Raw genomic sequence first — 25,231 nt, 5'->3', positions numbered from 1 at the left:
TTTAGGTTATGAGATAATGTGCAAAATTATATTCTGTAAGGAGCAATCTTTGTGGTTCTTGATCAACGACGCATAACCATTTTATCCTATCTACACTCTGCAAAAACACCGATCGATCCGGCTGAATTAGCAGCCCGTCTCGGCGTGTCAAAACGTACACTTTATAATGATTTTAATGAAATTGATTATTGGTTGTTAGAAAATCAAGTACATCCAATCCAACGCGAATATCGTAAAGGTATATCTTTATCTTTTGACACGAAGACTAGGTTAGCTAATTTAATCGCGTTAAAAAATCAATGGGATTATCGATTCACTCAACTAGAACGGCACTACATCATTGCAGCCAGTTTATTGCTCAGGCCAACAAATACAACGGCTCAAGCATTGATGGATCTCGTTCAAGTGAGTCGCGGAACATTGTTTAAAGATCTAACTGCCGTTTCAAGGCTGTTTAATGAGTATCAGGTTGAACTGATTCGTTCGAAACAAGATGGTTATCGTATAGACGGAGCTGATTCTGATATATGGCGAGTGATTCAAACGGTTGTCTATGTTATTGCTGGTGAGGAGCTTAATGAAGTAAAAACGTTGCTTTTTAATCTAGTGGAACCTCAAATAGACAATATAGAACAACGGCTTCGTAAAGAAATTGAACGTCTGGAGCAAACGTTATCACTAACATTTAATGAACAAGTAGCAATGTCTTTAAAGCTATCAATTCTTTTTTTGTCTTATCGATCAATTAACAAGCTATGGATAGAAGTAGAGGAACAGCAAGTACTTCTTCATTCACAGGCTTACAAGGTTGTAGAACAAATGTCTGAACGTCTTGCTCATCAAGGCTTTCGTTTATTGAAGCAACCTGAGTGCATTTTATTTGTGATTCGGCTGTTAAGCTCACGGGTGACGGATATTCATACCCGGGATCGACAAGATGAACAAACTGATGTGCTTACGTTAACGAAAGAGATCATTGAACGCTTTGAATATCATAGTGGGGTTAATTTTCAAGAAAAAGACCGCTTATACAAGAATTTAGTAGCACACATTAAACCGGCCTATTACAGATTAAAATATAATGAACAACTCAATCATCGGTATTTACCATTAATTGAACACCAGCTTAAAGAAATCTATACATTGACTGAACAAGCTTTAAAACCTCTCGAAGAGTACATGAAGCGACCAATTCCAAGCGAAGAAGTTGCGCTTATTGCAATGCACTTTGGGGGATGGATTAACCGAAAAAGGGAAAATCGAAAAAAAGCATATAAGGCGGTTGTGATTTGTGAGAATGGAATTGCTGCTTCGTCGATGCTTTTCTCGCAATTGGAAGTCTTATTACCCGAGATAGAATTTCTTACGTATATTCCGGTACGTATGTTTAATAAGTACGATAGGAAAGTAGATCTCGCATTTTCTACAACCTTTATAAGCGATTCTCTCATTCCAATCATTTATGTTCCTGCAATTCTTGGAGATCACGAAAAGGCACATATCTTCCGTGAGTTACAAAGCTTTATGGATCCTGAACGCTTAAAGCAGTCTGATTTTGAAAGCGTTCTGCAAATTATTGAGAAAAATGCTGATATACACGATCGAAATGCGCTAATTCGTCAATTAGAACCATTCTTTCGTCCATCTAGATTGAGACTTGAGGTGTATAAACCGATGTTACAGGAGATAGTAGACAAGAGCATGATTCAGGTCCAGCCAAACGTTTCTTCTTGGCAGGAAGCAATTACAATAGCTGCTCAGCCGCTATTGCGAAACGAATATATTGATGAGTCCTATATTGATGCCATGATTCACAATGTAACAACAAACGGCCCTTATATTGTAATCGCGCCATCTATTGCGATGCCGCACGCAAGACCAGAAGAGGGCGTTAAAAAGCTTGGAATTAGTATGTTGAAACTAAATGAACCTGTTTCTTTTTCTAATGAGGCCAAGCACAATGCACAAATAATCATTGTTTTAGCGGCAATCGATAATGAGACTCATCTTAAAGCGTTATCCCAACTCTCAGAGTTGCTTTCAGAACAGGAGAACGTTCAAGAGATCTTGGCAAGTACATCAGCTTCACAAATTGAAACCATTCTTCACAAGGAGAATGAAGGAGGACAAGAACAATGAAAAAAGTATTAGTCGTATGTGGAAATGGACTAGGAAGTTCAATGATTGTTGAAATGAATGCAAAGCAAATTCTAAAGGATTTAGATAAACAAGCAGATGTGTCCCACACGGACTTAACAACAGCTAAAACAGAAAACGCAGATGTATATATTGGATCAGAAGAGATTGTTTCAAATTTAAGGGATGGTTCACGAAACGTAGTGGGACTAAAAAACTTACTTGATAAAAACGAATTACGAGAAGTACTAAATCAAAATGTATAAGTTAAAGGAGGTCGTCACCAATGATTGATTTCATCATGAATGATCTCTTAGGCACTCCTGAACTACTCGTTGGTCTTTTTGCACTCATCGGCTTACTTGCTCAGAGAAAAGCAGTTGCCGATGTAGTGTCAGGAACCTTAAAAACCGTACTGGGCTTTGTTATTTTAGGAGCAGGTGCCATGGTCATTACACAATCATTAGATCAATTTAGTGCGATGTTTAATCATGCGTTCAATGTAAACGGTGTCATACCAAATAACGAAGTAATTGTTGCCATCGCGCAAGATGCATTTGGGACTGAAACAGCGATGATTATGTTATTCGGTATGATGGCAAATATTCTTTTTGCTCGTATTACACCCTTTAAGTACATCTTTTTAACTGGACACCACATCATGTTTATGGCTTGCTTAATAGCCGTTATTTTAACTACTGCTGGTATGGCTGGAGTACCAATGGTCGTACTTGGCGCTATCATTCTAGGATCACTAATGGTGCTTCTGCCGGCTATGCTTCAACCATTCACTCGTGAGATCACAGGTTCTGATGATATTGCTGTTGGCCATTTTGGTTCATTCGGCTATTACGCTTCTGCAACGATCGGAAAATGGTTTGGCAATAAAGAAAAATCAACAGAAGAAATAAAAGTACCTAAATCACTTGGATTCTTAAGAGATACCACTGTTGCAGTATCCTTAACGATGATCATTTTATTCCTTGTCGTTTCATTATTTACGGGAAGTGAATTCATTGAATCACAGTTGAGTGGCGGACAAAACTTTCTTGTGTTTTCTCTTATGCAAGCTTTAGCCTTTGCTGCTGGCGTTTACATTATTCTTACAGGTGTTAGAATGTTGCTCGGAGAAATTGTCCCTGCTTTTAAAGGGATTGCCGACAAAATTGTGCCAAATGCCAAGCCAGCACTTGATGCACCAGCTGTTTTCCCATTTGCAAACAACGCTGTTATTATAGGGTTTTTGTTTAGTTTCGCTGCTGGTTTAATAAGTATGATGTTTCTACCACTCTTTGGTTTAGCAGTAATAGTACCAGGGCTAGTACCTCATTTCTTTACAGGTGCAGCAGCTGGGGTTTTCGGGAATGCTACTGGTGGAAGACGCGGAGCAATTATTGGGGCTATGGTAAACGGAGTTTTTATTAGTTTCTTACCAGCTCTATTATTACCTGTCCTCGGTGATCTTGGATTCCAAAGTACAACGTTTGGTGATTCAGACTTTGGAGTAGTAGGAATTGCACTTGGCATACTTAGCCAACAACTAAACTCGACTATTGCATTTACCGTTATCGTCTTAGCAGTTATTGCAGCATTCTTCTTAATTGGAATAAAAACGAGAAAAAAACCAACTAGGACAGACCACTCTTAAAGTGGCCTTCTCTTTTTTACAATATAATCGTTCAGATTCAAGCCCAGATATGAAATTATCTGGGCTTTTCGTATTTAACTTCGCAAGAAAATATACTTTTTATTAAGAGGGCTACATTCTTTATTAGCCCTAAAAACTTAAAATCGTAGGAACTTCATTTCAAACAATACACAATTACATAACTTTTGAATAACATTTAGTAAGCCTTTTTTTCCTACATATAAAAATATATCTATATAAGGGCTGTTTATGATGAGAAGAATATCTAAATCTAACTATTGTATAAATTCAAGCATTGCCCAATTTAATAGAACAGCAACCAATGGAGGATCTTTATTCAGCACCTATTGTAGGTATTGTAACGATGCGACTGGAGTTACTGGTGCCACTGGAGTCACTGGTGTTACTGGGGTTACTGGTCCTACTGGGGCTACAGGAGCCACTGGCATTACAGGTACTACTGGTGTCACAGGAGTTACTGGCGTTACTGGGGCTACAGGAGCCACTGGCATTACAGGTACTACTGGTGTCACAGGAGTTACTGGCGTTACTGGGGCCACAGGAGTCACTGGACCTACTGGAGTTACCGGTGCCACTGGCATTACTGGGGCTACTGGGGTTACAGGAGTTACTGGGGTTACAGGAGTTACCGGGGTTACTGGTGCTACTGGAGCCACTGGACCTACGGGGGTTACTGGACCTACTGGAGTTACCGGAGCCACTGGCATTACTGGGGCTACTGGGGTTACAGGAGTTACCGGAGTCACTGGAGCAACTGGTGTTACTGGGGCTACCGGGGTTACTGGTACCACTGGAGCCACTGGCGTTACTGGTCCTACTGGCGTTACTGGGGCTACAGGTGTTACAGGAGTTACCGGTGTCACTGGGGCTACAGGTCCTACTGGTATTACTGGATCTACAGGTGCTACTGGGGTTACCGGAGCTACTGGAGTTACCGGTGTTACTGGACCTACTGGGGCTACTGGCGTTACCGGAGCCACTGGGATTACCGGAGCTACTGGCGTTACTGGGGCTACTGGAGTTACTGGAGTTACTGGAGTTACCGGAGCCACTGGAGCCACAGGAGTTACCGGTGCCACTGGGATTACCGGAGCTACTGGAGTTACTGGGGCTACAGGAGTTACCGGAGCTACTGGGGTTACAGGTCCTACTGGCGTTACCGGAGCCACTGGCATTACAGGTACTACTGGTGTCACAGGAGTTACTGGCGTTACTGGGTCCACAGGAGTCACTGGACCTACTGGAGTTACCGGAGCCACTGGCATTACTGGGGCTACTGGGGTTACAGGAGTTACTGGGGTTACAGGAGTTACCGGGGTTACTGGTGCTACTGGAGCCACTGGACCTACGGGGGTTACTGGACCTACTGGAGTTACCGGAGCCACTGGCATTACTGGGGCTACTGGTGTTACAGGAGTTACCGGAGTCACTGGAGCAACTGGTGTTACTGGGGCTACCGGGGTTACTGGTACCACTGGAGCCACTGGCGTTACTGGTCCTACTGGCGTTACTGGGGCTACAGGTGTTACAGGACCTACTGGCATTACAGGATCTACAGGTGCTACCGGTGTTACTGGACCTACTGGTCCTACTGGTGTTACGGGTGCCACTGGGATTACCGGAGCTACTGGAGTTACTGGGGCTACAGGCGTTACCGGAGCTACTGGGGTTACAGGTCCTACTGGCGTTACCGGAGCCACTGGGGCTACTGGCGTTACCGGAGCCACTGGGATTACCGGAGCTACTGGAGTAACAGGAGTTACCGGAGCCACTGGACCTACAGGTCCTACTGGAGCTACTGGCGCTACTGGCGTTACGGGTGCCACTGGGATTACCGGAGCTACTGGGGTTACAGGTCCTACTGGCGTTACCGGAGCCACTGGGGCTACTGGCGTTACCGGAGCCACTGGGATTACCGGAGCTACTGGGGTTACAGGTCCTACTGGCGTTACCGGAGCCACTGGGGCTACTGGCGCTACTGGCGTTACCGGTGTTACTGGGGCTACTGGAGTAACAGGAGTTACCGGAGCCACTGGACCTACAGGTCCTACTGGTGTTACTGGCATTACAGGTGCCACTGGGATTACCGGAGCTACTGGAGTTACTGGGGCTACAGGAGTTACAGGTGCTACTGGGGTTACAGATCCTACTGGAGTTACGGGATCTACAGGGGTTACTGGTGCTACCGGTGTCACTGGGGTTACTGGAGTAACAGGAGTTACAGGTGTTACTGGAGTTACCGGAGCCACTGGGGCTACTGGCGTTACGGGTGCCACTGGGATTACCGGAGCTACTGGCATTACTGGAGCTACAGGAGTTACCGGTGTTACTGGACCTACTGGAGTTACTGGTTCTACTGGAGTTACAGGTCCTACTGGAGCCACTGGACCTACAGGTGTTACTGGGGTTACTGGAGTTACCGGAGCTACTGGCATTACTGGGGCTACTGGTGCCACTGGCGCTACTGGAGTTGCGGGTGTTACTGGACCTACTGGGGTTACTGGTCCTACTGGAGTTACTGGCGCTACTGGGGTTACTGGTCCTACTGGGGCTACCGGGGTTACTGGCGCTACTGGAGCTACGGGTGTTACTGGAGCCACCGGTGTTACTGGAATTACTGGAGCTACTGGAGTCACTGGACCTACTGGCGTTACTGGAGCTACTGGAGTCACTGGACCTACTGGCGTTACTGGAGCTACTGGAGTTACGGGTGTTACTGGAGCCACCGGTGTTACTGGAGCTACTGGAGCTACTGGACCTACTGGTGCTACCGGTGTTACTGGGGCCACTGGCATTACTGGGGCTACTGGCATTACAGGATCTACAGGTGCCACTGGGGCTACAGGGGTTACTGGGGTTACTGGTATCACAGGAGCTACTGGAGTTACCGGAGCCACTGGAGTCACTGGACCTACAGGTCCTACTGGGGCTACTGGACCTACTGGGGCTACTGGGGCTACAGGTGTTACTGGGTCCACTGGCATTACAGGTGCTACTGGGGCTACTGGTGTTACAGGAGTTACCGGAGCTACCGGTGTTACTGGGGTCACTGGTGTTACTGGAGTTACAGGAGCTACTGGGGGTACTGGTGCTACTGGGGTCACTGGGGTTACTGGAGTTACTGGGGTTACTGGAGCCACTGGGGCTACTGGACCTACTGGGGCTACTGGGGCTACTGGACCTACTGGAGTTACTGGAGTTACGGGTGTTACTGGTGTTACTGGCGTTACTGGTGCTACCGGGGTTACTGGTTCTACGGGTGTTACTGGGGCCACTGGCATTACAGGTGCTACTGGAGTTACCGGTGCTACCGGTGTTACAGGTCCTACTGGAGCTACTGGCGTTTCTGGTGTCACAGGAGCTACTGGTCCTACTGGAGTCACTGGAGCCACCGGTGTTACTGGGGCTACAGGAGTTACCGGTGTTACTGGTGCCACTGGCATTACTGGGGCTACAGGAGTTACAGGACCTACTGGAGCCACTGGACCTACGGGTCCTACTGGTGATACAGGAGTAACTGGTGTCACTGGAATTACTGGGGCTACAGGTCCTACTGGAGCTACTGGCATTACAGGATCTACAGGTGCTACCGGGGTTACTGGGGTCACTGGTGCTACTGGGGTCACTGGGGTCACTGGTGTTACTGGAGTTACCGGTGTTACTGGGGCTACTGGAGTTACTGGAGTTACCGGAGCCACTGGAGTCACTGGACCTACAGGTCCTACTGGGGTTACTGGCGCTACTGGAGCTACGGGTGTTACTGGAGCCACCGGTGTTACTGGAGCCACCGGTGTTACTGGGATTACTGGAGCTACTGGAGCTACTGGAGTTACGGGTGTTACTGGAGCCACCGGTGTTACTGGAGCTACTGGACCTACTGGTGCTACCGGGGTTACTGGGTTCACTGGCATTACAGGTGCTACTGGGGCTACTGGGGCTACAGGTGTTACTGGGTCCACTGGCATTACAGGTGCTACTGGGGCTACTGGGGCTACTGGTGTTACTGGTGCCACTGGCATTACAGGATCTACAGGTGCTACAGGAGCTACTGGGGCTACTGGACCTACTGGACCTACTGGACCTACTGGACCTACTGGTGCTACCGGGGTTACTGGGTCCACTGGCATTACAGGTGCTACTGGGGCTACTGGGGCTACAGGTGTTACTGGGTCCACTGGCATTACAGGTGCTACTGGAGCTACTGGGGTTACTGGGGTTACCGGTGTTACTGGGTCCACTGGCATTACAGGTGCTACTGGAGCTACTGGGGTTACTGGGGTTACCGGTGTTACTGGGGTTACCGGTGTTACTGGTGTTACTGGAGTTACCGGTGTCACTGGGGCTACAGGTCCTACTGGTATTACTGGATCTACAGGTGCTACTGGGGTTACCGGAGCTACTGGAGTTACCGGTGTTACTGGACCTACTGGGGCTACTGGCGTTACCGGAGCCACTGGGATTACCGGAGCTACTGGCGTTACTGGGGCTACTGGAGTTACTGGAGTTACCGGAGCCACTGGAGTCACTGGAGCCACAGGAGTTACCGGTGCCACTGGGATTACCGGAGCTACTGGAGTTACTGGGGCTACAGGAGTTACCGGAGCTACTGGGGTTACAGGTCCTACTGGCGTTACCGGAGCCACTGGCATTACAGGTACTACTGGTGTCACAGGAGTTACTGGCGTTACTGGGGCCACAGGAGTCACTGGACCTACTGGAGTTACCGGAGCCACTGGCATTACTGGGGCTACTGGGGTTACAGGAGTTACTGGGGTTACAGGAGTTACCGGGGTTACTGGTGCTACTGGAGCCACTGGACCTACGGGGGTTACTGGACCTACTGGAGTTACCGGAGCCACTGGCATTACTGGGGCTACTGGTGTTACAGGAGTTACCGGAGTCACTGGAGCAACTGGTGTTACTGGGGCTACCGGGGTTACTGGTACCACTGGAGCCACTGGCGTTACTGGTCCTACTGGCGTTACTGGGGCTACAGGTGTTACAGGACCTACTGGCATTACAGGATCTACAGGTGCTACCGGGGTTACTGGACCTACTGGTCCTACTGGTGTTACGGGTGCCACTGGGATTACCGGAGCTACTGGAGTTACTGGGGCTACAGGTGTTACTGGGTCCACTGGCATTACAGGTGCTACTGGGGCTACTGGTGTTACCGGAGCCACTGGGATTACCGGAGCTACTGGAGTAACAGGAGTTACCGGAGCCACTGGACCTACAGGTCCTACTGGAGCTACTGGCGCTACTGGCGTTACGGGTGCCACTGGGATTACCGGAGCTACTGGGGTTACAGGTCCTACTGGCGTTACCGGAGCCACTGGGGCTACTGGCGTTACCGGAGCCACTGGGATTACCGGAGCTACTGGGGTTACAGGTCCTACTGGCGTTACCGGAGCCACTGGGGCTACTGGCGCTACTGGCGTTACCGGTGTTACTGGGGCTACTGGAGTAACAGGAGTTACCGGAGCCACTGGACCTACAGGTCCTACTGGTGTTACTGGCATTACAGGTGCCACTGGGATTACCGGAGCTACTGGAGTTACTGGGGCTACAGGAGTTACAGGTGCTACTGGGGTTACAGGTCCTACTGGAGTTACGGGATCTACAGGGGTTACTGGTGCTACCGGTGTCACTGGGGTTACTGGAGTAACAGGAGTTACAGGTGTTACTGGAGTTACCGGAGCCACTGGGGCTACTGGCGTTACGGGTGCCACTGGGATTACCGGAGCTACTGGCATTACTGGAGCTACAGGAGTTACCGGTGTTACTGGTGTTACTGGAGTTACCGGTGTCACTGGGGCTACAGGTCCTACTGGTATTACTGGATCTACAGGTGCTACTGGGGTTACCGGAGCTACTGGAGTTACCGGTGTTACTGGACCTACTGGGGCTACTGGAGTTACTGGAGTTACCGGAGCCACTGGAGTCACTGGAGCCACAGGAGTTACCGGTGCCACTGGGATTACCGGAGCTACTGGAGTTACTGGGGCTACAGGAGTTACCGGAGCTACTGGGGTTACAGGTCCTACTGGCGTTACTGGCGTTTCTGGCGTTTCTGGTGCTACCGGTGTTACAGGTCCTACTGGGGCCACAGGAGCTACTGGTCCTACTGGAGTCACTGGACCTACAGGTCCTACTGGTGCTACAGGAGTTACCGGTGTTACTGGTGCCACTGGCATTACTGGTGCTACAGGAGTTACAGGACCTACTGGAGCCACTGGACCTACGGGTCCTACTGGTGATACAGGAGTAACTGGTGTCACTGGAATTACTGGTCCTACAGGTCCTACTGGGGCTACTGGAGTTACCGGAGCTACAGGGGTTACTGGCGCTACTGGAGCTACGGGTGTTACTGGAGCCACCGGTGTTACTGGGATTACTGGAGCTACTGGAGTTACGGGTGTTACTGGAGCCACCGGTGTTACTGGGATTACTGGTGCTACTGGAGTTACGGGTGTTACTGGAGCCACCGGTGTTACTGGAGCTACTGGTCCTACTGGGGCTACCGGGGTTACTGGTGCTACTGGCATTACAGGTCCTACAGGTGTTACTGGGACCACTGGCATTACTGGTCCTACTGGGGCTACCGGGGTTACTGGTGCCACTGGCATTACTGGTCCTACTGGGGCTACTGGAGTTACCGGGGTTACTGGTGCTACTGGCATTACAGGTCCTACAGGTGTTACTGGGGCCACAGGAGTTACCGGAGCCACTGGATCTACGGGTGTTACCGGTGTTACTGGAGCCACAGGAGTTACTGGCATTACAGGTGCTACCGGAGCTACTGGCGTTACTGGGGCTACAGGAGTTACCGGAGCTACTGGGGTTACAGGTCCTACTGGCGTTACCGGAGCCACTGGGGTTACTGGGGCTACTGGCGTTACGGGTGCCACTGGGATTACCGGAGCTACAGGAGTTACTGGGGCTACAGGAGTTACCGGAGCTACTGGTGTTACTGGCATTACAGGTGCCACTGGGGTTACTGGCGCTACTGGCGTTACGGGTGCCACTGGGATTACCGGAGCTACAGGAGTTACTGGGGCTACAGGAGTTACCGGAGCTACTGGTGTTACGGGTGCCACTGGGATTACCGGAGCTACAGGAGTTACTGGGGCTACAGGAGTTACCGGAGCCACTGGATCTACGGGTGTTACCGGTGTTACTGGAGCCACAGGAGTTACTGGCATTACAGGTGCTACCGGGGTTACTGGCGTTACTGGGGCCACTGGCATTACCGGAGCTACTGGAGTCACTGGAGCAACTGGACCTACTGGTGCTACGGGGGTTACTGGCGCTACTGGCGTTACCGGGGTTACTGGCGTTACCGGGGTTACTGGGGCCACTGGTACTACAGGTCCTACTGGAGCCACCGGTGTTACTGGGGCTACTGGTCCAAATGTTTCATTGTTCGGTTTTTCTGCTGTGAAAAGCTCGGCAACAATAAGTGCTTCTGGTCAACTTACAGCATGGACGACAGATAGTCCATTCTATACAGGTACGGGATTTGATCCGGTAACAGGAAATTATACAGTTCCTGCTACTGGTAGGTATTCGATTAAGTCAATCATTAATTACCGAACAACGGCTGCATTAGCCGCTCAGATAGGAACAGGAGTTAATCCGTCTTTTACCATTCAAAGAATCTCGCCAAATCCAACAACTATCACTACAGGACTAATTCCTATACTTGATGTAAACATATTACTATTATTGACACTCCGAGTTATATTGGGGAGTGGTGAAGTCACGCTTGTTACAGACGTTCAACTCAATGCAGGTGATGTCCTAGGGGTGTTTTATGTTTCAAGTGGTTTGACTATTAATTTAAGCATCGGTACTTTTGTACCTGCTGGAACCATTTGGTCTGTGCACCGTATTACGTAAAATTGTTTTATGTATAGGGCATTGTAAAAAATCTTTGTATAAAAAATTTAAACCCACAGTTTTTACGTAGTCGGTAAAATACTGTGGGTTTTTTATAAAAGCTGAATGGAATGGTTTTTAAAGAATTAAAACTGCGTCTACTTAGTGACGATGTTTTATTGAACTGTGTAGCCGCCATCAATAACCAATGTTTGACCAGTTATCCCTTTTGCTGCTTCGGAGCATAGATAAATCGCCATACTTGCAACTTCCTCAACTGTGATTAACCGTTTCTGCGGAACAAGTGGATAAATAACGTCTTCTAATACTCTTTTTTCATCAACTTTACGAGTAAAGGCTAGATCCTTTAATTGAGCTCGTACGAGTGGCGTATCTATATAACCAGGAGCAATACAGTTTACAGTAATGTTACACTCTGCAGATTCAAGGGCAGCTACTTTAGACAAGCCAATAATACCATGTTTAGCACTATTGTAAGCCGCTTTTCCGGCAAAGCCGATTATCCCATTAATAGAGGACATGTTAATAATTCGTCCGTACCCTTGTTTCTTCATTATAGGCATGGCATGCTTTATAGCCATAAATGGGCCCACTAGCATAATTGAAAGGAGAAGTCGATAGCGTTCTGTATCATATTGTTCAAGAGGAGCAATATGCTGCATCCCTGCATTATTAACCAAGACATCTAAACGTCCGCATTGTGTTACAGTAAATTGAATCATTTGCTTAATATCTTCCTCTTTTGTCACATCGACAACAATAGGGTGGGCTGTATAACCCTTAGCAACCAATTGAGCTGCTGCTTGTTTGACGCGTGTCTCGTCACGATCTGCTAACACGACTTTTGCTCCGTTTGATGCAAAACTTTGAGCAAGTTGAAAGCCAATACCACTGGCTGCCCCTGTAATTACCACAACTTGTTCGCTATTCTTCATGTTTTTACCTCCTAAGTAACTGTCCATATAGTAACTAGATCCTCTGTAGTGTCCATGCAAATTTTATGCCAATACACATTTAGGTTCTAAAAAACTATAGGCTGTGCTTTTAAAAGATAGCTGTATGGTATACTCTTTGGGACAAGTGAGGTAGAAGAAGGGAAGAGAGAGATGGATCGTCAACAATTAGCCACTTTATTAGAATGCGGTAGCGACCATGAATGGACAGCTGTTTTTGTGGTCCGTAATGACATTTCGCTGATCGCTTCTAACACTGTTGCTGAAAAACTATTAGTATTGAATGACTACCGAGCAAGTAACCACTCTTCTTTTGAAAAAGAATGGATTCCTCATATATGTGCAGCAATTAAACAGATGGGGGATAGTGTAAATGTTCAAAAAGAAACGATATCTATAAAAGGAGTAGAAAGTATACTCTATATTTTAAGCATCACAAAGAATGTAACCGCTTCAAATGAAAAGGCTCAAGAGCGCAACCTTCTTAATATGATTGAACATACATACGATGGGTTGGTAATGGTTGATAAAGATGGCTATGTTCAAGTATTTTCACAAGCATATGCTGATTTTATTGAGATCAATCAGGCTGAGTCCATTGGAAAACATGTTACAGAGGTAATTCCAAATACCCGTATGCACATAGTGGCAAAGTCAGGAGTAGAAGAGACCGCTCAACTACAAAAGGTGGGAAACAATTATATCATCGTTACTCGAACACCCATGTATCAGGACGAAAAGCTTGTTGGGGCAGTTGGAAAGTTATTATTTAAAAACATTGGACAATTTACAGCGCTTTTTCGTCGATTAAACGCATTAGAGAAAGAGGTCCGTAAATACAAAGGTGAATTCCGAGATCGAAATAAAGCATCTTATTCTTTTCAACACTTAATTGGAGAAAGTAGAGCATTCGTAGATGTAATAGAAGAGGCGAAGAAGGCCGCAAGAGGACAGGCAACTATTCTTTTACTAGGAGAAAGCGGTACAGGAAAAGAGCTTTTTGCCCACTCTATACATCAGGCAAGTTCTAGATCTATGGGGGTTTTTGTAAAAGTAAATTGCGCTGCTATTCCGAACGACTTACTTGAAGCTGAGTTATTTGGCTATGAAGAGGGCTCATTTACAGGAGCGAAAAAAGGCGGCAAGCTCGGAAAGTTTGAAATGGCGGACGGTGGGACTATTTTTCTTGATGAAATTGGCGAGCTTCCGCTACATATGCAAGTCAAACTTCTTCGTGTTCTTCAGGAAAGAGAAGTAGAACGTGTAGGTGGTCTAACGACGAAATCAGTTGATGTACGGGTCGTCGCTGCTACAAACCAATCACTTCAAACACTTGTAGAAAAAGGAGAGTTTCGCCTTGATTTGTATTATCGTCTCAATGTAATTGAACTTAAAATACCTGCTTTGCGTGACCGCAAGGCAGATATTGAACACCTTGTTCATTTTCTATTAGCGAAATATGAGGCGATATTGGGGGTGACTAGTAAAGGAGTTGATTCTCAAACGATGCATTTGTTGACAAACTACCAGTTTCCTGGGAATATTCGTGAGTTAGAAAATATCGTGGAACGCGCTTTAACTTTAATGAACCCTGGGGATTGGTTTACACCAACTTACCTCCCAAAAGAATTGAAACGAAAGCAGGGGCATTGTGCGGACATTCGACCTTTAGCAACTCAGTTAGAACATGCGGAAAAAGAAGCAATTGTACAAAGCTTAAAGAATGCAAAAGGCAATAAGTCTGAAGCAGCTAAACATCTTGGCATTGGCCGGACGACGCTCTATGAAAAGCTTGCTAAACACCAGTTGCCATAAACGTCAGAACCGCTTTCTCGAATGAGAAGGACGGTTTTTTTAGATTTCCTATGGCGTTCCAATTCTCGAACAATAATAGAATTGGAACGTTTTATATGTTCGGCTAATCGAACACAGCATCGGAAAAAGAAGTCAATTACAGAACAGATTTGCTTATAAATAAGCTTTTAAAACAAGTGCGGATTAATAAGATCGTTGGCATGATTTTTGCAAAAGAATGAGGAAGAAGCTAATCGTTTTTTGATAACGCTTTCATAACGATACAAGAAAGGAGCTATATGTATGTTTATTGATATTGTCGCCATTTTACTTTCACTTGGTCTACTCATTTTTTTAGCGTATAGAGGATACCCTGTTATTATTATTGCGCCGCTTGTTACATTGTTAGCCGTTGTATTATCAGGAGGGGCATTATTACCAAGCTACACAGAAACATATATGACGAATGCCGCAAATTACATCAAAACTTTTTTTCCGATTTTCTTATTAGGGGCTGTTTTCGGAAAAATTATGGATATGACGGGGGCGGCAGCTTCGATTGCTCATTGCATTGTTCGATCTTTCGGTCAGAAAAGGGCAATTCTTGCAGTTGTTTTTGCATGCGCAGCATTGACTTATGGAGGAGTTTCGCTCTTTGTTGTGGCTTTTGCCGTTTACCCATTTGCCGCTGCAATATTTAAAGAAGCTGCTATTCCAAAACGCTTAATACCTGCCTCCATTGCTCTAGGAGCATTTACGTTTACAATGGACTCTATGCCTGGAACACCACAAATCCAAAATATTATCCCGACAAGCTATTTTGGAACAGATGCATATGCAGCACCTCTCGTTGGCTTAACATGCACCTTACTGATTTTAAGCATTGGTATGTGGTGGTTAGAACGTCAACGCAAGAAAGCCCTTGCTCAAGGGGAAGGCTATGGCAGTCATCATAAAAATGAACCAGAACCAATTGATGAAAAAACACTACCTTCATTTTGGTTATCAATCGTACCGCTTCTACTTGTCATTATTTTTAACTTTATTTTTAGTCGAACACCTTTATCTGTTCGTAATTGGTATGATCCTTCCATGTTAGAGAATACATATGGCATTGGTGACGTCGGAACAGTTGTTTCTAACTGGTCATTGATCATTGCACTTACTATAGGTATCTTAGCAGCCATGCTAATTAATATGAAAAAAATACGTTTGACTTTAGCTCAAGGACTAACAACGGCAGCGACTGGTGCGTTGTTAGCTATCTTTAATACAGCGTCGGAAGTTGGATTTGGGAATGTTGTTAGTAAGCTTCCTGGATTTAGTGCCATTTCAGAATGGGTATTTCGAGCAAGCGATAATCCCATACTTTCAGAAACAATTGCAGTTAACGTACTTGCTGGTATTACAGGGTCAGCTTCTGGAGGATTGTCGATTGCACTTGAATTAATGGGTTCTTACTATTTGCAAGTAGCGGATACAATGGGAATAAGTCCAGAGTTGTTGCACCGATTTGCCTCCATGGCTTCAGGAGGCATGGATACATTGCCGCATAACGGAGCCGTTATTACACTGCTTGCCATTACAGGACTAACGCACCGGCAATCTTATAAAGATATTTTCGTGCTTACCATTTTTAAAACAGCTATTGTCTTTTTATTAGCGATCACTGTGTCTCTATTCATTTAACATTGGAAATGGAAAACGAATTCTCTCATGATAAACCTATTGAAGTACATGTAAACCCAAGCCCATCATCTAGTAACATTGGACTTGGGTTTTCTTAATGGTCACTCTTCAGAAAACGTTCATGTTAAAATCGTGCAAAAGCGTTTACAAACTTATGAAGTCGGGAAGAGGGGAAGGGGGAATGGCATAAGGTGTTTTGTTTTTTGGCGAATCAGTCAATGTGTTTGGAGTGGTTATTATTGAACGGAGAGTACGATTATTAAACAATATTCCTTTTTACCTCAATGAAGATCGTACAGCTAAGGTTTTTGAAAATGACGTCATTACGTACATATGCAATAACAATGTAACGCTATTCATGGAGTATTATGTAGGCGCTACTTATATGAATCGCTATAGACATAATGAGACGTATGCGTTGGTTACATTATTAGAGCATTCCGTACTAGTATATGAACTAATTCAACTAATAGACTACCCGACTGTCGACGAAAAGTTATTGAAAAATCAATTGTTTCATGCAGTGAAATTAATTTATAAAATAGCAGAAACAAGGCCAAATGCTCCGGTGGAATATTTGGAGAAATTGATTATTTCAGACTACTATTGAGTCATTTTTTTATTCAGTGGCTTGTTAGAAAATACATATGTTTGAGTGTTAAGTAAGTTTCTGTGCAACGAAACGTAAACGCCAATAATCTGCTACCCAGCCATTCTCTTTATACAATTTAGAACGCAAAAGACGTTCACATTCACGAAAGAGTCTATTTCTTTCTTCACTAGTAAGATGCTTGAAGAAGCTTGTACTAAACATATTCAGCCAGTTATAAATTCCTTCCTCTCCGGATAACCGTGTGGGGCGATAGAAATGCGACATCTTCCATACATGAAAGCCAGCCTCAGTAAGATGGACAGTCATTTCTTCTTTTGTAGGAAACACCCAAGGAAGTAAGGATTTTTCGTAAGGAATTGAGAGCGTTTTAGACGCCTCTTCTAAGGCTAAGAGAATGGATTCAACATTGTTAGCCCCACCAAGTTCAGCAATAAAACGTCCTTTTGGAAGCAGGGCATTATAACAATTTTGTACCACTTGTCGCTGATTTTTCATCCAATGGATTGCTGCATTTGAGAACACAGCATGAAACTGTGACAGGTATCGATCTTCCTCACCATCTTGTAACTGGAAGCAAATATGAGGATACTTACGTTTTGCGGTTTCAATCATAGCTGCAGAGGAGTCAAAACCTGTAACGATTGCACCTGCTTTTGAGAGCTCGTTAGCTAAATCACCCGTTCCACAACCAACGTCCAGGATATGTTCTCCTTCTTGTGGGTCGAGAATAGAAATCAAGTCCTCACCAAATTGACTTACAAACTTATGTTTATCATCATAGAGAGTGGAATTCCATTTTGTCATTTCATTCATCTCCTAGTAATGTTTTAACAAGTCTACCATAAAAATTTATGCAATTCAGCATGTTCTAACAACATGCTGAAATACTTACAAACAAAAAGACGATCTATGAAGATCGCCTCACCTATATTACTTTCATCAGATCTTTTGTTCCACGATTGATGTCTTCAATTTCAACTAGCAAGCTACGATAATCAGAAAGCGAGTTTTCCAACTTATTTTGGTTTTTTGTCGAACGCTCTATAATTCCCATCGTCCCTTTAGAAATACTTTTTATTTCTTTTGTTGTGTTAAACAAATTCATCCGAATATCCTGAATGGAATGATCGATTTGCTTTGATAGTTTACGAATTTCATCAGCAATAACGTTAAAGCCTCTACCGTATTCTTTAGCATGAGCCGCTTCAATCGCTGCATTAAAAGAAAGTACATTCGTTTGAACCGCAAATTCTTCAATCATAGATGAAATCTTATTAATAACGTTTGCTTTTTCTTCTAATGTCTGCAAAGTCTTACCCATATTTGTTAAAAGAGCGACTGTTTCTTGCATGTCATCGAGAATGAGCTCATTGCTTGCAATCATTCTTTCTGCATTATCATTCATTGTTTCTGTATTTTTTCCTAACTTTTCAGCGAAGTGCTCAATGCCTTGTTGTCGGGTAGTGATGTCTGTTGCAAATTTCATCACACTTCGAACCTCTCCATTTTCGATTATGGGCATGTATGTTGCTTCTAACCATAGGCCTTCTCCATTAGCATGCCGCCTTAAAATTTTATCTTGAAAGCTTTTTCCGTTTAATAGGCTCTCCCAAAAATCGTTGTAAGCCTGACTTTGTGCAAAGTCTGTAAAGCAGAACTCATGATGTGCTCTTCCTATCATGGTATTCACTGTATAACCCATTGTATCGGCGAATAATTGGTTTGAAAACAATACTTTTCGATTGGTATCAAATTGAATGATGGCTAGGTTGTTTAGTAGGGTAGTCATTATCCTATCGTTTGTATGATTCATTATCGAACTTTATCTCCTTGGTAATGTCTATTTTAAGTCTTATATACCCCGTCTAAAGTATTGAAAACCAATATTTTTTTGAAGGAATATAGTCAATTTTAACAACTTAAAAGATTTTGTAGCTTTTCTCTCTTTTAATTGTGAACTAATAGTTGGACTAACGCTTTCTTTTGTTTACAATGTTAATAATAAAGTAAATAGGTGCCAAGAGGAGAACAAAATGAAACCAAAAATAAGTGACGTAGCACATGCAGCAGGTGTGTCACCTACAACTGTTTCTCGTGTGCTAAATAATCGCGGCTATATTAGTGAGGATACAAAGAAAAAAGTATATAAAGCAATGGATGCATTAAACTACTTGCCGAATGATCTTGCTCGTTCCCTTTATAACAAACGATCTAACATCATAGGAGTGATTGTGCCAACAACTAGCAATCCTTTTTATGGTGAGTTAGCCGCTAAAATTGAACACCATTGTGCAGAAAAAGGATTAAAGGTTTTACTATGCAATAGCTTATTTAATGTAGAAAAAGAGCGGAATTATTGGGAGATGCTCCGACGCAACCAAGTAGATGGCGTTATCGTCTGCACTTATAATCGCGGTTTAATTGATTACGATGATCACCATTTGCCAATAGTTGCGTTTGATCATTATTTATCGAAACGAATTCCTGTTATCAGTTCTAATAACTATGAAGGTGGCGTACTTGCAACAACTCATTTATTAAAGAGTGGCTGTAAAAAAATTATCCATATTAATGGTCCATTAGACCTCGAAACACCAGCGAACCTTCGGAGAAAAGCCTATGAAGATGTGATGAAGGAACAAGACTTGCCAGTGTTAACCTATGAAATTAAACCGGTATTAAAACAAGAAGCGACAGCAAAAGCAGTTGCGACTGTGTTTGATGAGCAACAAGACATTGACGGTATATTTGCAAGCGACGATAGTATTGCCTTAGCTGTTATTCGTGAAGCACGAGAAAGAGGGATAACTGTACCAGATAGCCTGAAAGTAGTCGGATACGATGGTAGTGAATTTGTAAGAGAAATTGCACCAGAATTAACAACCATTCAGCAACCAATAAACAAAATGGCAGAAACAGCAATTAATCATTTGCTACTTCAAATCGAAGGTACTACTCAAGTGCCTAACCAAGAACTTGTACATCATGTGTTATTACGAAAAGGAACGAGTGCATAGTGAAAATAAGACCGCTTAATGTGGTTTTCTTTTTTATTTTTTATGAAACCGGTTGACATATGAAACCGGTTGACATAAAATCGATTTATGAAAACGCTTTTAATGATGTAGAAAGGTGGTTATGCGGTGGCAACTTATCAAAAGCAACCTCGAATTGTGTCTATTAAGACTAGAAAACCGCGGTTACATAAACGATTGCTTCGGAATTGGCAACTTTACTTATTGCTTGCACCAACGCTGTTCTATTTCTTAGTATTCAAATATTATCCAATGTACGGGTTGCAAATTGCATTCAAAGATTATTTACCGAGCTTAGGGATATGGGGTAGCGAATGGGTAGGGTGGGATCATTTTGTTCGATTTTTTCAATCTTATCAATTTTGGGAAATTATAGAAAACACTCTCGTGCTGAGTGTGTATGAATTAGCAGTTGGCTTTCCGTTGCCTATCATTCTCGCTCTAATGTTAAACATGCTCATTAGTACAAAGTACCGTCGTTTTATTCAAACCATTGTGTATGCTCCTCATTTCATTTCTGTTGTCGTACTAGTCGGGATTCTATTTGTTTTTTTGTCACCTTCAAGTGGATTGATTAATCACTTCATCGTTCTTTTTGGTGGAGAACCGATCAATTTCATGGCTAGCCCAGAATGGTTTAAAACGCTTTATGTTTTTTCAGGAGTATGGCAAGGAACGGGGTTTGCAGCCATTATTTATCTTGCTGCACTTGCAGGTGTTGACCCGTCGCTACATGAAGCAGCTGTCATGGATGGTGCAAGTAAGTTCAAGCGTGTGTTGCACATTGACATACCTGCCATAATGCCTGTATCCATTATTATGCTCATTCTAGCTCTTGGAAATTTAATGAATCTCGGCTTTGAAAAAGCGCTATTAATGCAAACGCCTTTAAATAAAGAATCATCGAATATTATTGCTACCTACGTTTATGAAGTAGGTATCCAACAAGCCCAATACAGCTTTGGTACGGCGGTTGGTTTGTTTAATTCCGTCATTAATTTAATTTTACTTGTTACGGTAAATCAAATTGCACGCAAAGTGTCAGAAAATAGCCTGTGGTAGAGAGGAGCTGAAACTATGAATCCACTAAATCGAACAATGGGAGACAAAGCATTTGATGCGGTGAATGTCACGCTCTTAACACTTGGCTGCCTACTTGTTTTGTATCCGCTCTATTTTATCTTAATCGCTTCTATTAGTGATCCCAATCGTATTTTTGCTGGAGATGTACTTTTTTTGCCAAAGGGGATCACATTTGATGGTTATGAACGTATTTTCAGTGACCCTGGTATTTGGAATGGATTTAAAAATACCTTTCTCTACTCATCACTTGGAACCGCTATTAGTGTGACGCTAACAATAACGGCTGGTTACGCACTTTCTCGAACAGATTTAGTTGGTCGTAACGTCATAATGATTTTTCTACTTATCACGCTTTTTTTTCATGGAGGCATGATCCCAACGTATTTAGTTGTTCGTGATCTTGGGATGGTGAATACCATTTGGGCAATGGTAATTCCAAATGCGGTAGGACTATGGAATGTCATTATTTGCAGAACGTTTTTCCAAACGTCTATTCCTAAAGACATGTTAGAAGCGGCACAAATCGATGGGTGCAACGATTTGAAATTTTTTTCTAAGATTGTGGTTCCACTTTCAAAACCAATTATCGCCGTAATGGTGCTCTTTCATGTTGTCACACATTGGAACTCGTTTTTTGATGCGCTAATTTATTTAAATAATGATTCATTGTATCCATTGCAGTTAATTTTGCGCAACTTGCTTATACAAAGTGAAGTATCTAGTCAAATGATTGGCGATATTGAGTCTAATCAAGCGCAGTTAGCGGTAGCGGAGCAAATTAAATATGGTGTTATTATCGTGTCATCAATTCCGCTATTAATTTTATATCCATTTTTGCAAAAGTATTTTGTGAAAGGCGTCATGATCGGTTCCATTAAGGGGTAATAAAAGGGGGATAAGAAGATGAAAAAAATGATTGGCTTCACATGTGTGGCAACACTTGCGCTAGTAGCCTGTAATGGTAGCGAGACAACAGGAGACGAAAATGTTAATGCAGAACGAGTGGACTTTCATCAAGAAGGGTTGCCGCTAGTAGATGAAGGAGTGGATGTTTCCTTAACCTTTGTTTCACCAAAATCTACTCTTGCACCAGATTTTGATGAAATGACCATTTTTCAACGTTTAGAAGAAGAAACAAATGTCTCAATTAACTGGAATAACATTCCGGGTGATGGCTATGTGGAACGAAAGAATTTAATGCTAGCCAGTAATGATTTGCCAGATGCCTTTTACAACGCAGGCTTTAGCGATTATGACCTCGTTCGATACGGCAGAGATGGAGCTATCATCCCTTTAGAGGGACTAATTGAAGAATATGCACCCAATTTACAATCTATATTAGACGCTCGCCCTGAATTGCTTGCTGTTTTAACTGCGCCAGACGGTCATATTTATTCATTGCCAAGGGTAGAAGAAATAGGCCTCGTTCCATTCGCAAATTTTACCGCGATTAATCAAACGTGGTTAGATGAAGTAGGCCTTGATCAACCCGTTACGTTGGATGATTTGAAAGAAGCATTACAGGCCTTTCAAGATCAGGATGTAAACGGCAGTGGTTCTGCTGATGAAGTGTTAAGTTTAACACCAAATGATGGCTTTCAAGGCTATTTAGGGGACTTTTTCGCGGCTTTTGGCCTTCCTGATAATCCGAATAAGCTTGTCGTCAAAGACCAAGAGGTTATTTTTACTGCTATTCAAGAAGAGTATAAGGAAGCAATTGCTTATTTTCATGAATGGTTTAAAGAGGGCCTTATTGATCAGGAAGTGTTCACTCAAGATACGGGTCAATTTCTCGCTAAAGGAAAGCAAGATCCAAACCCACTTGGCGCTTTCTTGTTCTGGGAAATTGAATCCGTTGTCGGTCTTGATCGTGCAGATGATTACACACTACTCGGACCACTAGAGGGACCTAATGGTCATCGCATGTATGGTCGATCGAACCATCAAGAACATCATCGAAGTGCCTTTGTTATTACATCTGCGAATGAAAATCCGGAATTAACCATGCGATGGGTTGATCAACTTTATGATCCAAAGTTGTCCGCCCAAATCAATTGGGGTCCAATTGGTGAGATTTATGAAGAAGATGAAAATGGCATGCTTGTAAACATCGATTTGCCAGAAGGAACAACGATGGGAGAATACCGAGAGCGGGTAGCACCAATGGGGCCATCCGTCGTTCTTGAAGAGCACTTTGGTACCGTAGTTGATATGGAACCACGAGCCAAGAAACGTTTAGAAGATATTGAAACTTATTATCGTGAGTACATTTGGGAGGAAAATTATCCAAATGTATTTATGACGGAAGAAGAGTTGGATCGATTAAATTACATTGAAACCGATATTATGGACTTAGTGAATCGAAATTATGCCCGCTGGCTGATGGAGGGTGGCGTAGAAGATGAGTGGGATGCGTATGTGAGTCAGCTTGACGACATGGGACTTAAAGAAGTTATGTCCATTCGACAAGAGGCATTTGATCGTTTCCATAGTCAGGTTGCTGACTAAGTGGGTAAACCTATGCGACTAATGACACTTATCCTTCCCCTATTTTTTCTAATGGGCTGCACAGTAAAAGGAGAGGAAGTTGATCCGATGCTTCATTCATTAAGTGAAGACAGAACGTATTATACAGAGCCATATCGACCACAGTTTCATTTTTCAACTCCAACTGGAAATTTAGCTGATCCCAATGGACTGGTCTATTATGAAGGAGAATACCATTTGTTTCATCAAAAAAACGGGACGTGGGCACATGCAATAAGTAGCGATTTACTTCACTGGAATCATATGCCCATTGCCTTGGAACACGATGAACTCGGGCAAGCACTTTCTGGGAGTGTCGTTGTTGATCACGAAGATTCTTCTGGCTTATTTGAAGGAAAAGCCGGACTTGTTGCTATATACACGAATACAGAGGGCGGTGAGGCTCAATCAATTGCGTACAGTCAAGATCATGGACGAACGTGGGAGCGGTATAATGGAAATCCGGTTATTGAAAATCCGGGTATAAAAGATTTTCGAGACCCAAAAGTATTTTGGCATAAGGAGACGTCACAATGGGTGATGGTCGTGTCTACAGATAAGTCGGTTACGTTTTATCAATCGGAAAATTTAATCGATTGGACGTACGCCAGTCGCTTTGGTGATGGAGAAGGTTCTCACGTTGCTGTCTGGGAGTGCCCTGATCTTTTCCGCTTACCAGTAGATGGGGATAGCGAAAATGAGAAGTGGGTACTCCATGTGAGTGTAGGGGACAACGAGGAAACAAATGGTTCGACAGCTCAGTACTTTATCGGTGAATTTGATGGCACTACATTTACAAACGATCATGATCCAGAAGAAGTTCTACTCACAGACTTCGGCCAAGATTTTTATGCGGCACAAACGTTTTCAAATACAGAAGACAATCAAATCATTTGGCTTGGATGGATGGCAAACTGGCGCTATCCATATCAATCACCAACTGACCCTTGGATGGGTGCTATGTCCATTCCAAGAGAATTGAGCTTAGTTACAAATCAACAAGGGCAGATCCGCCTTACTCAACAGCCGATTCGTTGGCTAGATGAACTATCAGCTAAACAGGAGCAGATCGAGCCCTTCTATGTGAATGAAGAGACGGCTTTACCACTACAAGTTTCAGGAACAACCTATCGCTATGAAGCAACCGTTACATGGGATGAATTAACTGAATTTGGCTTGCGGCTACGGCATGGAGACGGAATTGAATCACTCGTTGGTATTGATGCTGCTTATAATAAAATCTTTCTTGATCGAACAAACGCTGGTTTAGAGACAATTATTGATCGAAATGGTGAACAGTTTTCATTTGGAAGACGATATGAAACCGATTATAAAGCAAGTAGGAGACAAGTGAAACTCACCGCTTTAGTTGATGAGTCATCTATTGAGTTATTCATAAATGATGGTGAAATCGTTTTTACCTCTCTTATTTACACAGATCCTACGAATGATGGAATTGAATGGTATGCCGATGGCGGTAGCATACATGTGTCAGAATCTACATTTACCTATTTTCATAATGTATGGAGACAGCCACCAGAAGAAGGAACATTTGAGCGACTTGTGACAAATGTTGATCAAGCTCGTTTGAAAGTAGGGGAGCAGTTGTCGCTATTTGCTGCTCACAAGCCCGAATTCGAAGATGCTAGTGCTGAAACTTTAACGTGGAAAAGCACAAATAGTAGCATCGTGAACATTATGGACGAAACCAATGAGGGAGTAGTCATTAAAGCTTTAACCGAAGGAGTCACAGAGATTGTTGTAACAAATGATTCACAGGAACTAGAAAAAACAATCCGACTCTACATTTCAAAATAGGAGGACCTGTACT

The 25,231-nt window shown here is 43.7% G+C and carries 24 protein-coding genes; 21 read left to right on the top strand and 3 right to left on the bottom strand.

Annotation, left to right across the window (positions count from 1 at the left end; all coding sequences use genetic code 11):
• The first annotated feature begins 51 nt into the window (after positions 1-51).
• The 13 genes from FPV17_RS10765 (at position 52) to FPV17_RS22125 (ending at position 11,707) form a co-directional block, all read left to right on the top strand.
• Entirely contained in the window at positions 52-2,139 is a 2,088-nt protein-coding gene (locus FPV17_RS10765) for a BglG family transcription antiterminator (protein ID WP_144558995.1), read from the top strand.
• Positions 2,136-2,402, top strand: a complete 267-nt coding sequence (locus FPV17_RS10760) for a PTS sugar transporter subunit IIB (RefSeq protein ID WP_035397753.1) — start codon at positions 2,136-2,138, stop codon at positions 2,400-2,402. The genes FPV17_RS10765 and FPV17_RS10760 overlap by 4 nt, the downstream gene beginning before the upstream one ends.
• A gap of 20 nt (positions 2,403-2,422) precedes the next feature.
• Entirely contained in the window at positions 2,423-3,784 is a 1,362-nt protein-coding gene (gene ulaA / locus FPV17_RS10755; protein ID WP_144558994.1) for a PTS ascorbate transporter subunit IIC, read from the top strand.
• A 322-nt stretch (positions 3,785-4,106) separates the two neighbouring features.
• Complete coding sequence (locus tag FPV17_RS22225; protein ID WP_246117030.1) at positions 4,107-5,558, top strand: hypothetical protein; 1,452 nt, start codon at positions 4,107-4,109, stop codon at positions 5,556-5,558.
• A 66-nt stretch (positions 5,559-5,624) separates the two neighbouring features.
• The gene (locus FPV17_RS21950; RefSeq protein WP_186370599.1) at positions 5,625-5,819 is read left to right on the top strand and encodes a hypothetical protein; all 195 of its coding nucleotides are present in this window, start codon (positions 5,625-5,627) and stop codon (positions 5,817-5,819) included.
• Between the two features lie 39 nt (positions 5,820-5,858).
• Entirely contained in the window at positions 5,859-6,017 is a 159-nt protein-coding gene (locus FPV17_RS21945; protein WP_186370602.1) for a hypothetical protein, read from the top strand.
• A gap of 12 nt (positions 6,018-6,029) precedes the next feature.
• Positions 6,030-7,322: a hypothetical protein gene (locus tag FPV17_RS21940; RefSeq protein ID WP_186370601.1), complete on the top strand. Its 1,293-nt coding sequence runs from the start codon at positions 6,030-6,032 to the stop codon at positions 7,320-7,322.
• A gap of 3 nt (positions 7,323-7,325) precedes the next feature.
• A complete protein-coding gene (locus FPV17_RS21935) occupies positions 7,326-9,014 on the top strand; it encodes a hypothetical protein (protein ID WP_186370600.1) in 1,689 nt (562 codons plus the stop codon).
• 66 nt (positions 9,015-9,080) lie between these two features.
• Positions 9,081-9,275 carry a hypothetical protein gene (locus FPV17_RS21930; protein ID WP_186370599.1) on the top strand — a complete coding sequence of 65 codons (195 nt, stop codon included), beginning with the start codon at positions 9,081-9,083 and terminating at the stop codon, positions 9,273-9,275.
• A gap of 39 nt (positions 9,276-9,314) precedes the next feature.
• Entirely contained in the window at positions 9,315-9,473 is a 159-nt protein-coding gene (locus tag FPV17_RS21925) for a hypothetical protein (protein WP_186370598.1), read from the top strand.
• A gap of 12 nt (positions 9,474-9,485) precedes the next feature.
• Positions 9,486-10,076, top strand: coding sequence for a hypothetical protein (locus FPV17_RS21920; protein WP_186370597.1), 591 nt, complete (start codon positions 9,486-9,488; stop codon positions 10,074-10,076).
• Between the two features lie 3 nt (positions 10,077-10,079).
• Positions 10,080-11,249 carry a hypothetical protein gene (locus tag FPV17_RS22130; RefSeq protein WP_210244241.1) on the top strand — a complete coding sequence of 390 codons (1,170 nt, stop codon included), beginning with the start codon at positions 10,080-10,082 and terminating at the stop codon, positions 11,247-11,249.
• Complete coding sequence (locus tag FPV17_RS22125) at positions 11,246-11,707, top strand: hypothetical protein (protein ID WP_210244263.1); 462 nt, start codon at positions 11,246-11,248, stop codon at positions 11,705-11,707. Before FPV17_RS22130 ends, FPV17_RS22125 begins: the two co-directional genes overlap by 4 nt.
• A 155-nt stretch (positions 11,708-11,862) precedes the next feature.
• On the opposite strand, the gene FPV17_RS10745 is transcribed toward FPV17_RS22125, so the two are convergent.
• Positions 11,863-12,642: a 3-hydroxybutyrate dehydrogenase gene (locus FPV17_RS10745; protein ID WP_144558993.1), complete on the bottom strand. Its 780-nt coding sequence runs from the start codon at positions 12,640-12,642 to the stop codon at positions 11,863-11,865.
• Positions 12,643-12,813: 171 nt separating this feature from the next.
• On the opposite strand from FPV17_RS10745, the gene FPV17_RS10740 reads away from it, so the two are divergent.
• The 3 genes from FPV17_RS10740 to FPV17_RS10730 all read left to right on the top strand — a co-directional run bounded on the left by FPV17_RS10740 (position 12,814) and on the right by FPV17_RS10730 (position 16,753).
• Positions 12,814-14,475: a sigma-54 interaction domain-containing protein gene (locus FPV17_RS10740; protein WP_246117029.1), complete on the top strand. Its 1,662-nt coding sequence runs from the start codon at positions 12,814-12,816 to the stop codon at positions 14,473-14,475.
• Positions 14,476-14,757: 282 nt separating this feature from the next.
• Positions 14,758-16,143 (top strand): GntP family permease, encoded by a 1,386-nt coding sequence (locus tag FPV17_RS10735; RefSeq protein WP_144558992.1) that lies wholly within the window; start codon positions 14,758-14,760, stop codon positions 16,141-16,143.
• Between the two features lie 196 nt (positions 16,144-16,339).
• Positions 16,340-16,753: a hypothetical protein gene (locus FPV17_RS10730; RefSeq protein WP_144558991.1), complete on the top strand. Its 414-nt coding sequence runs from the start codon at positions 16,340-16,342 to the stop codon at positions 16,751-16,753.
• A gap of 48 nt (positions 16,754-16,801) precedes the next feature.
• Here the strand turns inward: FPV17_RS10730 and FPV17_RS10725 are convergent, their stop codons facing one another.
• Entirely contained in the window at positions 16,802-17,560 is a 759-nt protein-coding gene (locus tag FPV17_RS10725; protein ID WP_186370596.1) for a class I SAM-dependent methyltransferase, read from the bottom strand.
• A gap of 121 nt (positions 17,561-17,681) precedes the next feature.
• Positions 17,682-18,569 (bottom strand): methyl-accepting chemotaxis protein, encoded by an 888-nt coding sequence (locus FPV17_RS10720; protein WP_144558989.1) that lies wholly within the window; start codon positions 18,567-18,569, stop codon positions 17,682-17,684.
• A gap of 220 nt (positions 18,570-18,789) precedes the next feature.
• On the opposite strand from FPV17_RS10720, the gene FPV17_RS10715 reads away from it, so the two are divergent.
• The 5 genes from FPV17_RS10715 (at position 18,790) to FPV17_RS10695 (ending at position 25,218) form a co-directional block, all read left to right on the top strand.
• Positions 18,790-19,773 carry a LacI family DNA-binding transcriptional regulator gene (locus FPV17_RS10715; protein WP_144558988.1) on the top strand — a complete coding sequence of 328 codons (984 nt, stop codon included), beginning with the start codon at positions 18,790-18,792 and terminating at the stop codon, positions 19,771-19,773.
• A 153-nt stretch (positions 19,774-19,926) separates the two neighbouring features.
• Positions 19,927-20,853: an ABC transporter permease gene (locus tag FPV17_RS10710; protein ID WP_246117206.1), complete on the top strand. Its 927-nt coding sequence runs from the start codon at positions 19,927-19,929 to the stop codon at positions 20,851-20,853.
• Positions 20,854-20,868: 15 nt separating this feature from the next.
• On the top strand, positions 20,869-21,759 hold the full coding sequence (locus FPV17_RS10705; protein ID WP_144558986.1) for a carbohydrate ABC transporter permease: 891 nt from the start codon (positions 20,869-20,871) through the stop codon (positions 21,757-21,759).
• Between the two features lie 18 nt (positions 21,760-21,777).
• Positions 21,778-23,382: an ABC transporter substrate-binding protein gene (locus tag FPV17_RS10700; protein ID WP_144558985.1), complete on the top strand. Its 1,605-nt coding sequence runs from the start codon at positions 21,778-21,780 to the stop codon at positions 23,380-23,382.
• Positions 23,383-25,218 carry a glycoside hydrolase family 32 protein gene (locus FPV17_RS10695; protein WP_246117176.1) on the top strand — a complete coding sequence of 612 codons (1,836 nt, stop codon included), beginning with the start codon at positions 23,383-23,385 and terminating at the stop codon, positions 25,216-25,218. It begins immediately after the preceding gene.
• The last annotated feature ends 13 nt before the right edge of the window (positions 25,219-25,231 follow it).

It is taken from the genome of Shouchella miscanthi, assembly GCF_007725405.1.
Taxonomy (GTDB): domain Bacteria; phylum Bacillota; class Bacilli; order Bacillales; family Bacillaceae_D; genus Shouchella; species Shouchella hunanensis.
The sequence above is the reverse complement of the archived record's forward strand: the minus strand, read 5'-3'. Positions and strand labels throughout refer to the sequence as shown.

Excerpts from the sequence above, each read along its gene's own strand:
- FPV17_RS10740 (WP_246117029.1), top strand. The coding sequence starts at position 12,814 with ATGGATCGTCAACAATTAGCCACTTTATTAGAATGCGGTAGCGACCAT.
- FPV17_RS10705 (WP_144558986.1), top strand. The coding sequence starts at position 20,869 with ATGAATCCACTAAATCGAACAATGGGAGACAAAGCATTTGATGCGGTG.
- FPV17_RS10720 (WP_144558989.1), bottom strand. The coding sequence starts at position 18,569 with ATGAATCATACAAACGATAGGATAATGACTACCCTACTAAACAACCTA.
- FPV17_RS10725 (WP_186370596.1), bottom strand. The coding sequence starts at position 17,560 with ATGACAAAATGGAATTCCACTCTCTATGATGATAAACATAAGTTTGTA.
- FPV17_RS22225 (WP_246117030.1), top strand. The coding sequence starts at position 4,107 with ATGGAGGATCTTTATTCAGCACCTATTGTAGGTATTGTAACGATGCGA.
- FPV17_RS10715 (WP_144558988.1), top strand. The coding sequence starts at position 18,790 with ATGAAACCAAAAATAAGTGACGTAGCACATGCAGCAGGTGTGTCACCT.
- FPV17_RS10745 (WP_144558993.1), bottom strand. The coding sequence starts at position 12,642 with ATGAAGAATAGCGAACAAGTTGTGGTAATTACAGGGGCAGCCAGTGGT.
- FPV17_RS10700 (WP_144558985.1), top strand. The coding sequence starts at position 21,778 with ATGAAAAAAATGATTGGCTTCACATGTGTGGCAACACTTGCGCTAGTA.
- FPV17_RS10735 (WP_144558992.1), top strand. The coding sequence starts at position 14,758 with ATGTTTATTGATATTGTCGCCATTTTACTTTCACTTGGTCTACTCATT.
- ulaA (WP_144558994.1), top strand. The coding sequence starts at position 2,423 with ATGATTGATTTCATCATGAATGATCTCTTAGGCACTCCTGAACTACTC.
- FPV17_RS10760 (WP_035397753.1), top strand. The coding sequence starts at position 2,136 with ATGAAAAAAGTATTAGTCGTATGTGGAAATGGACTAGGAAGTTCAATG.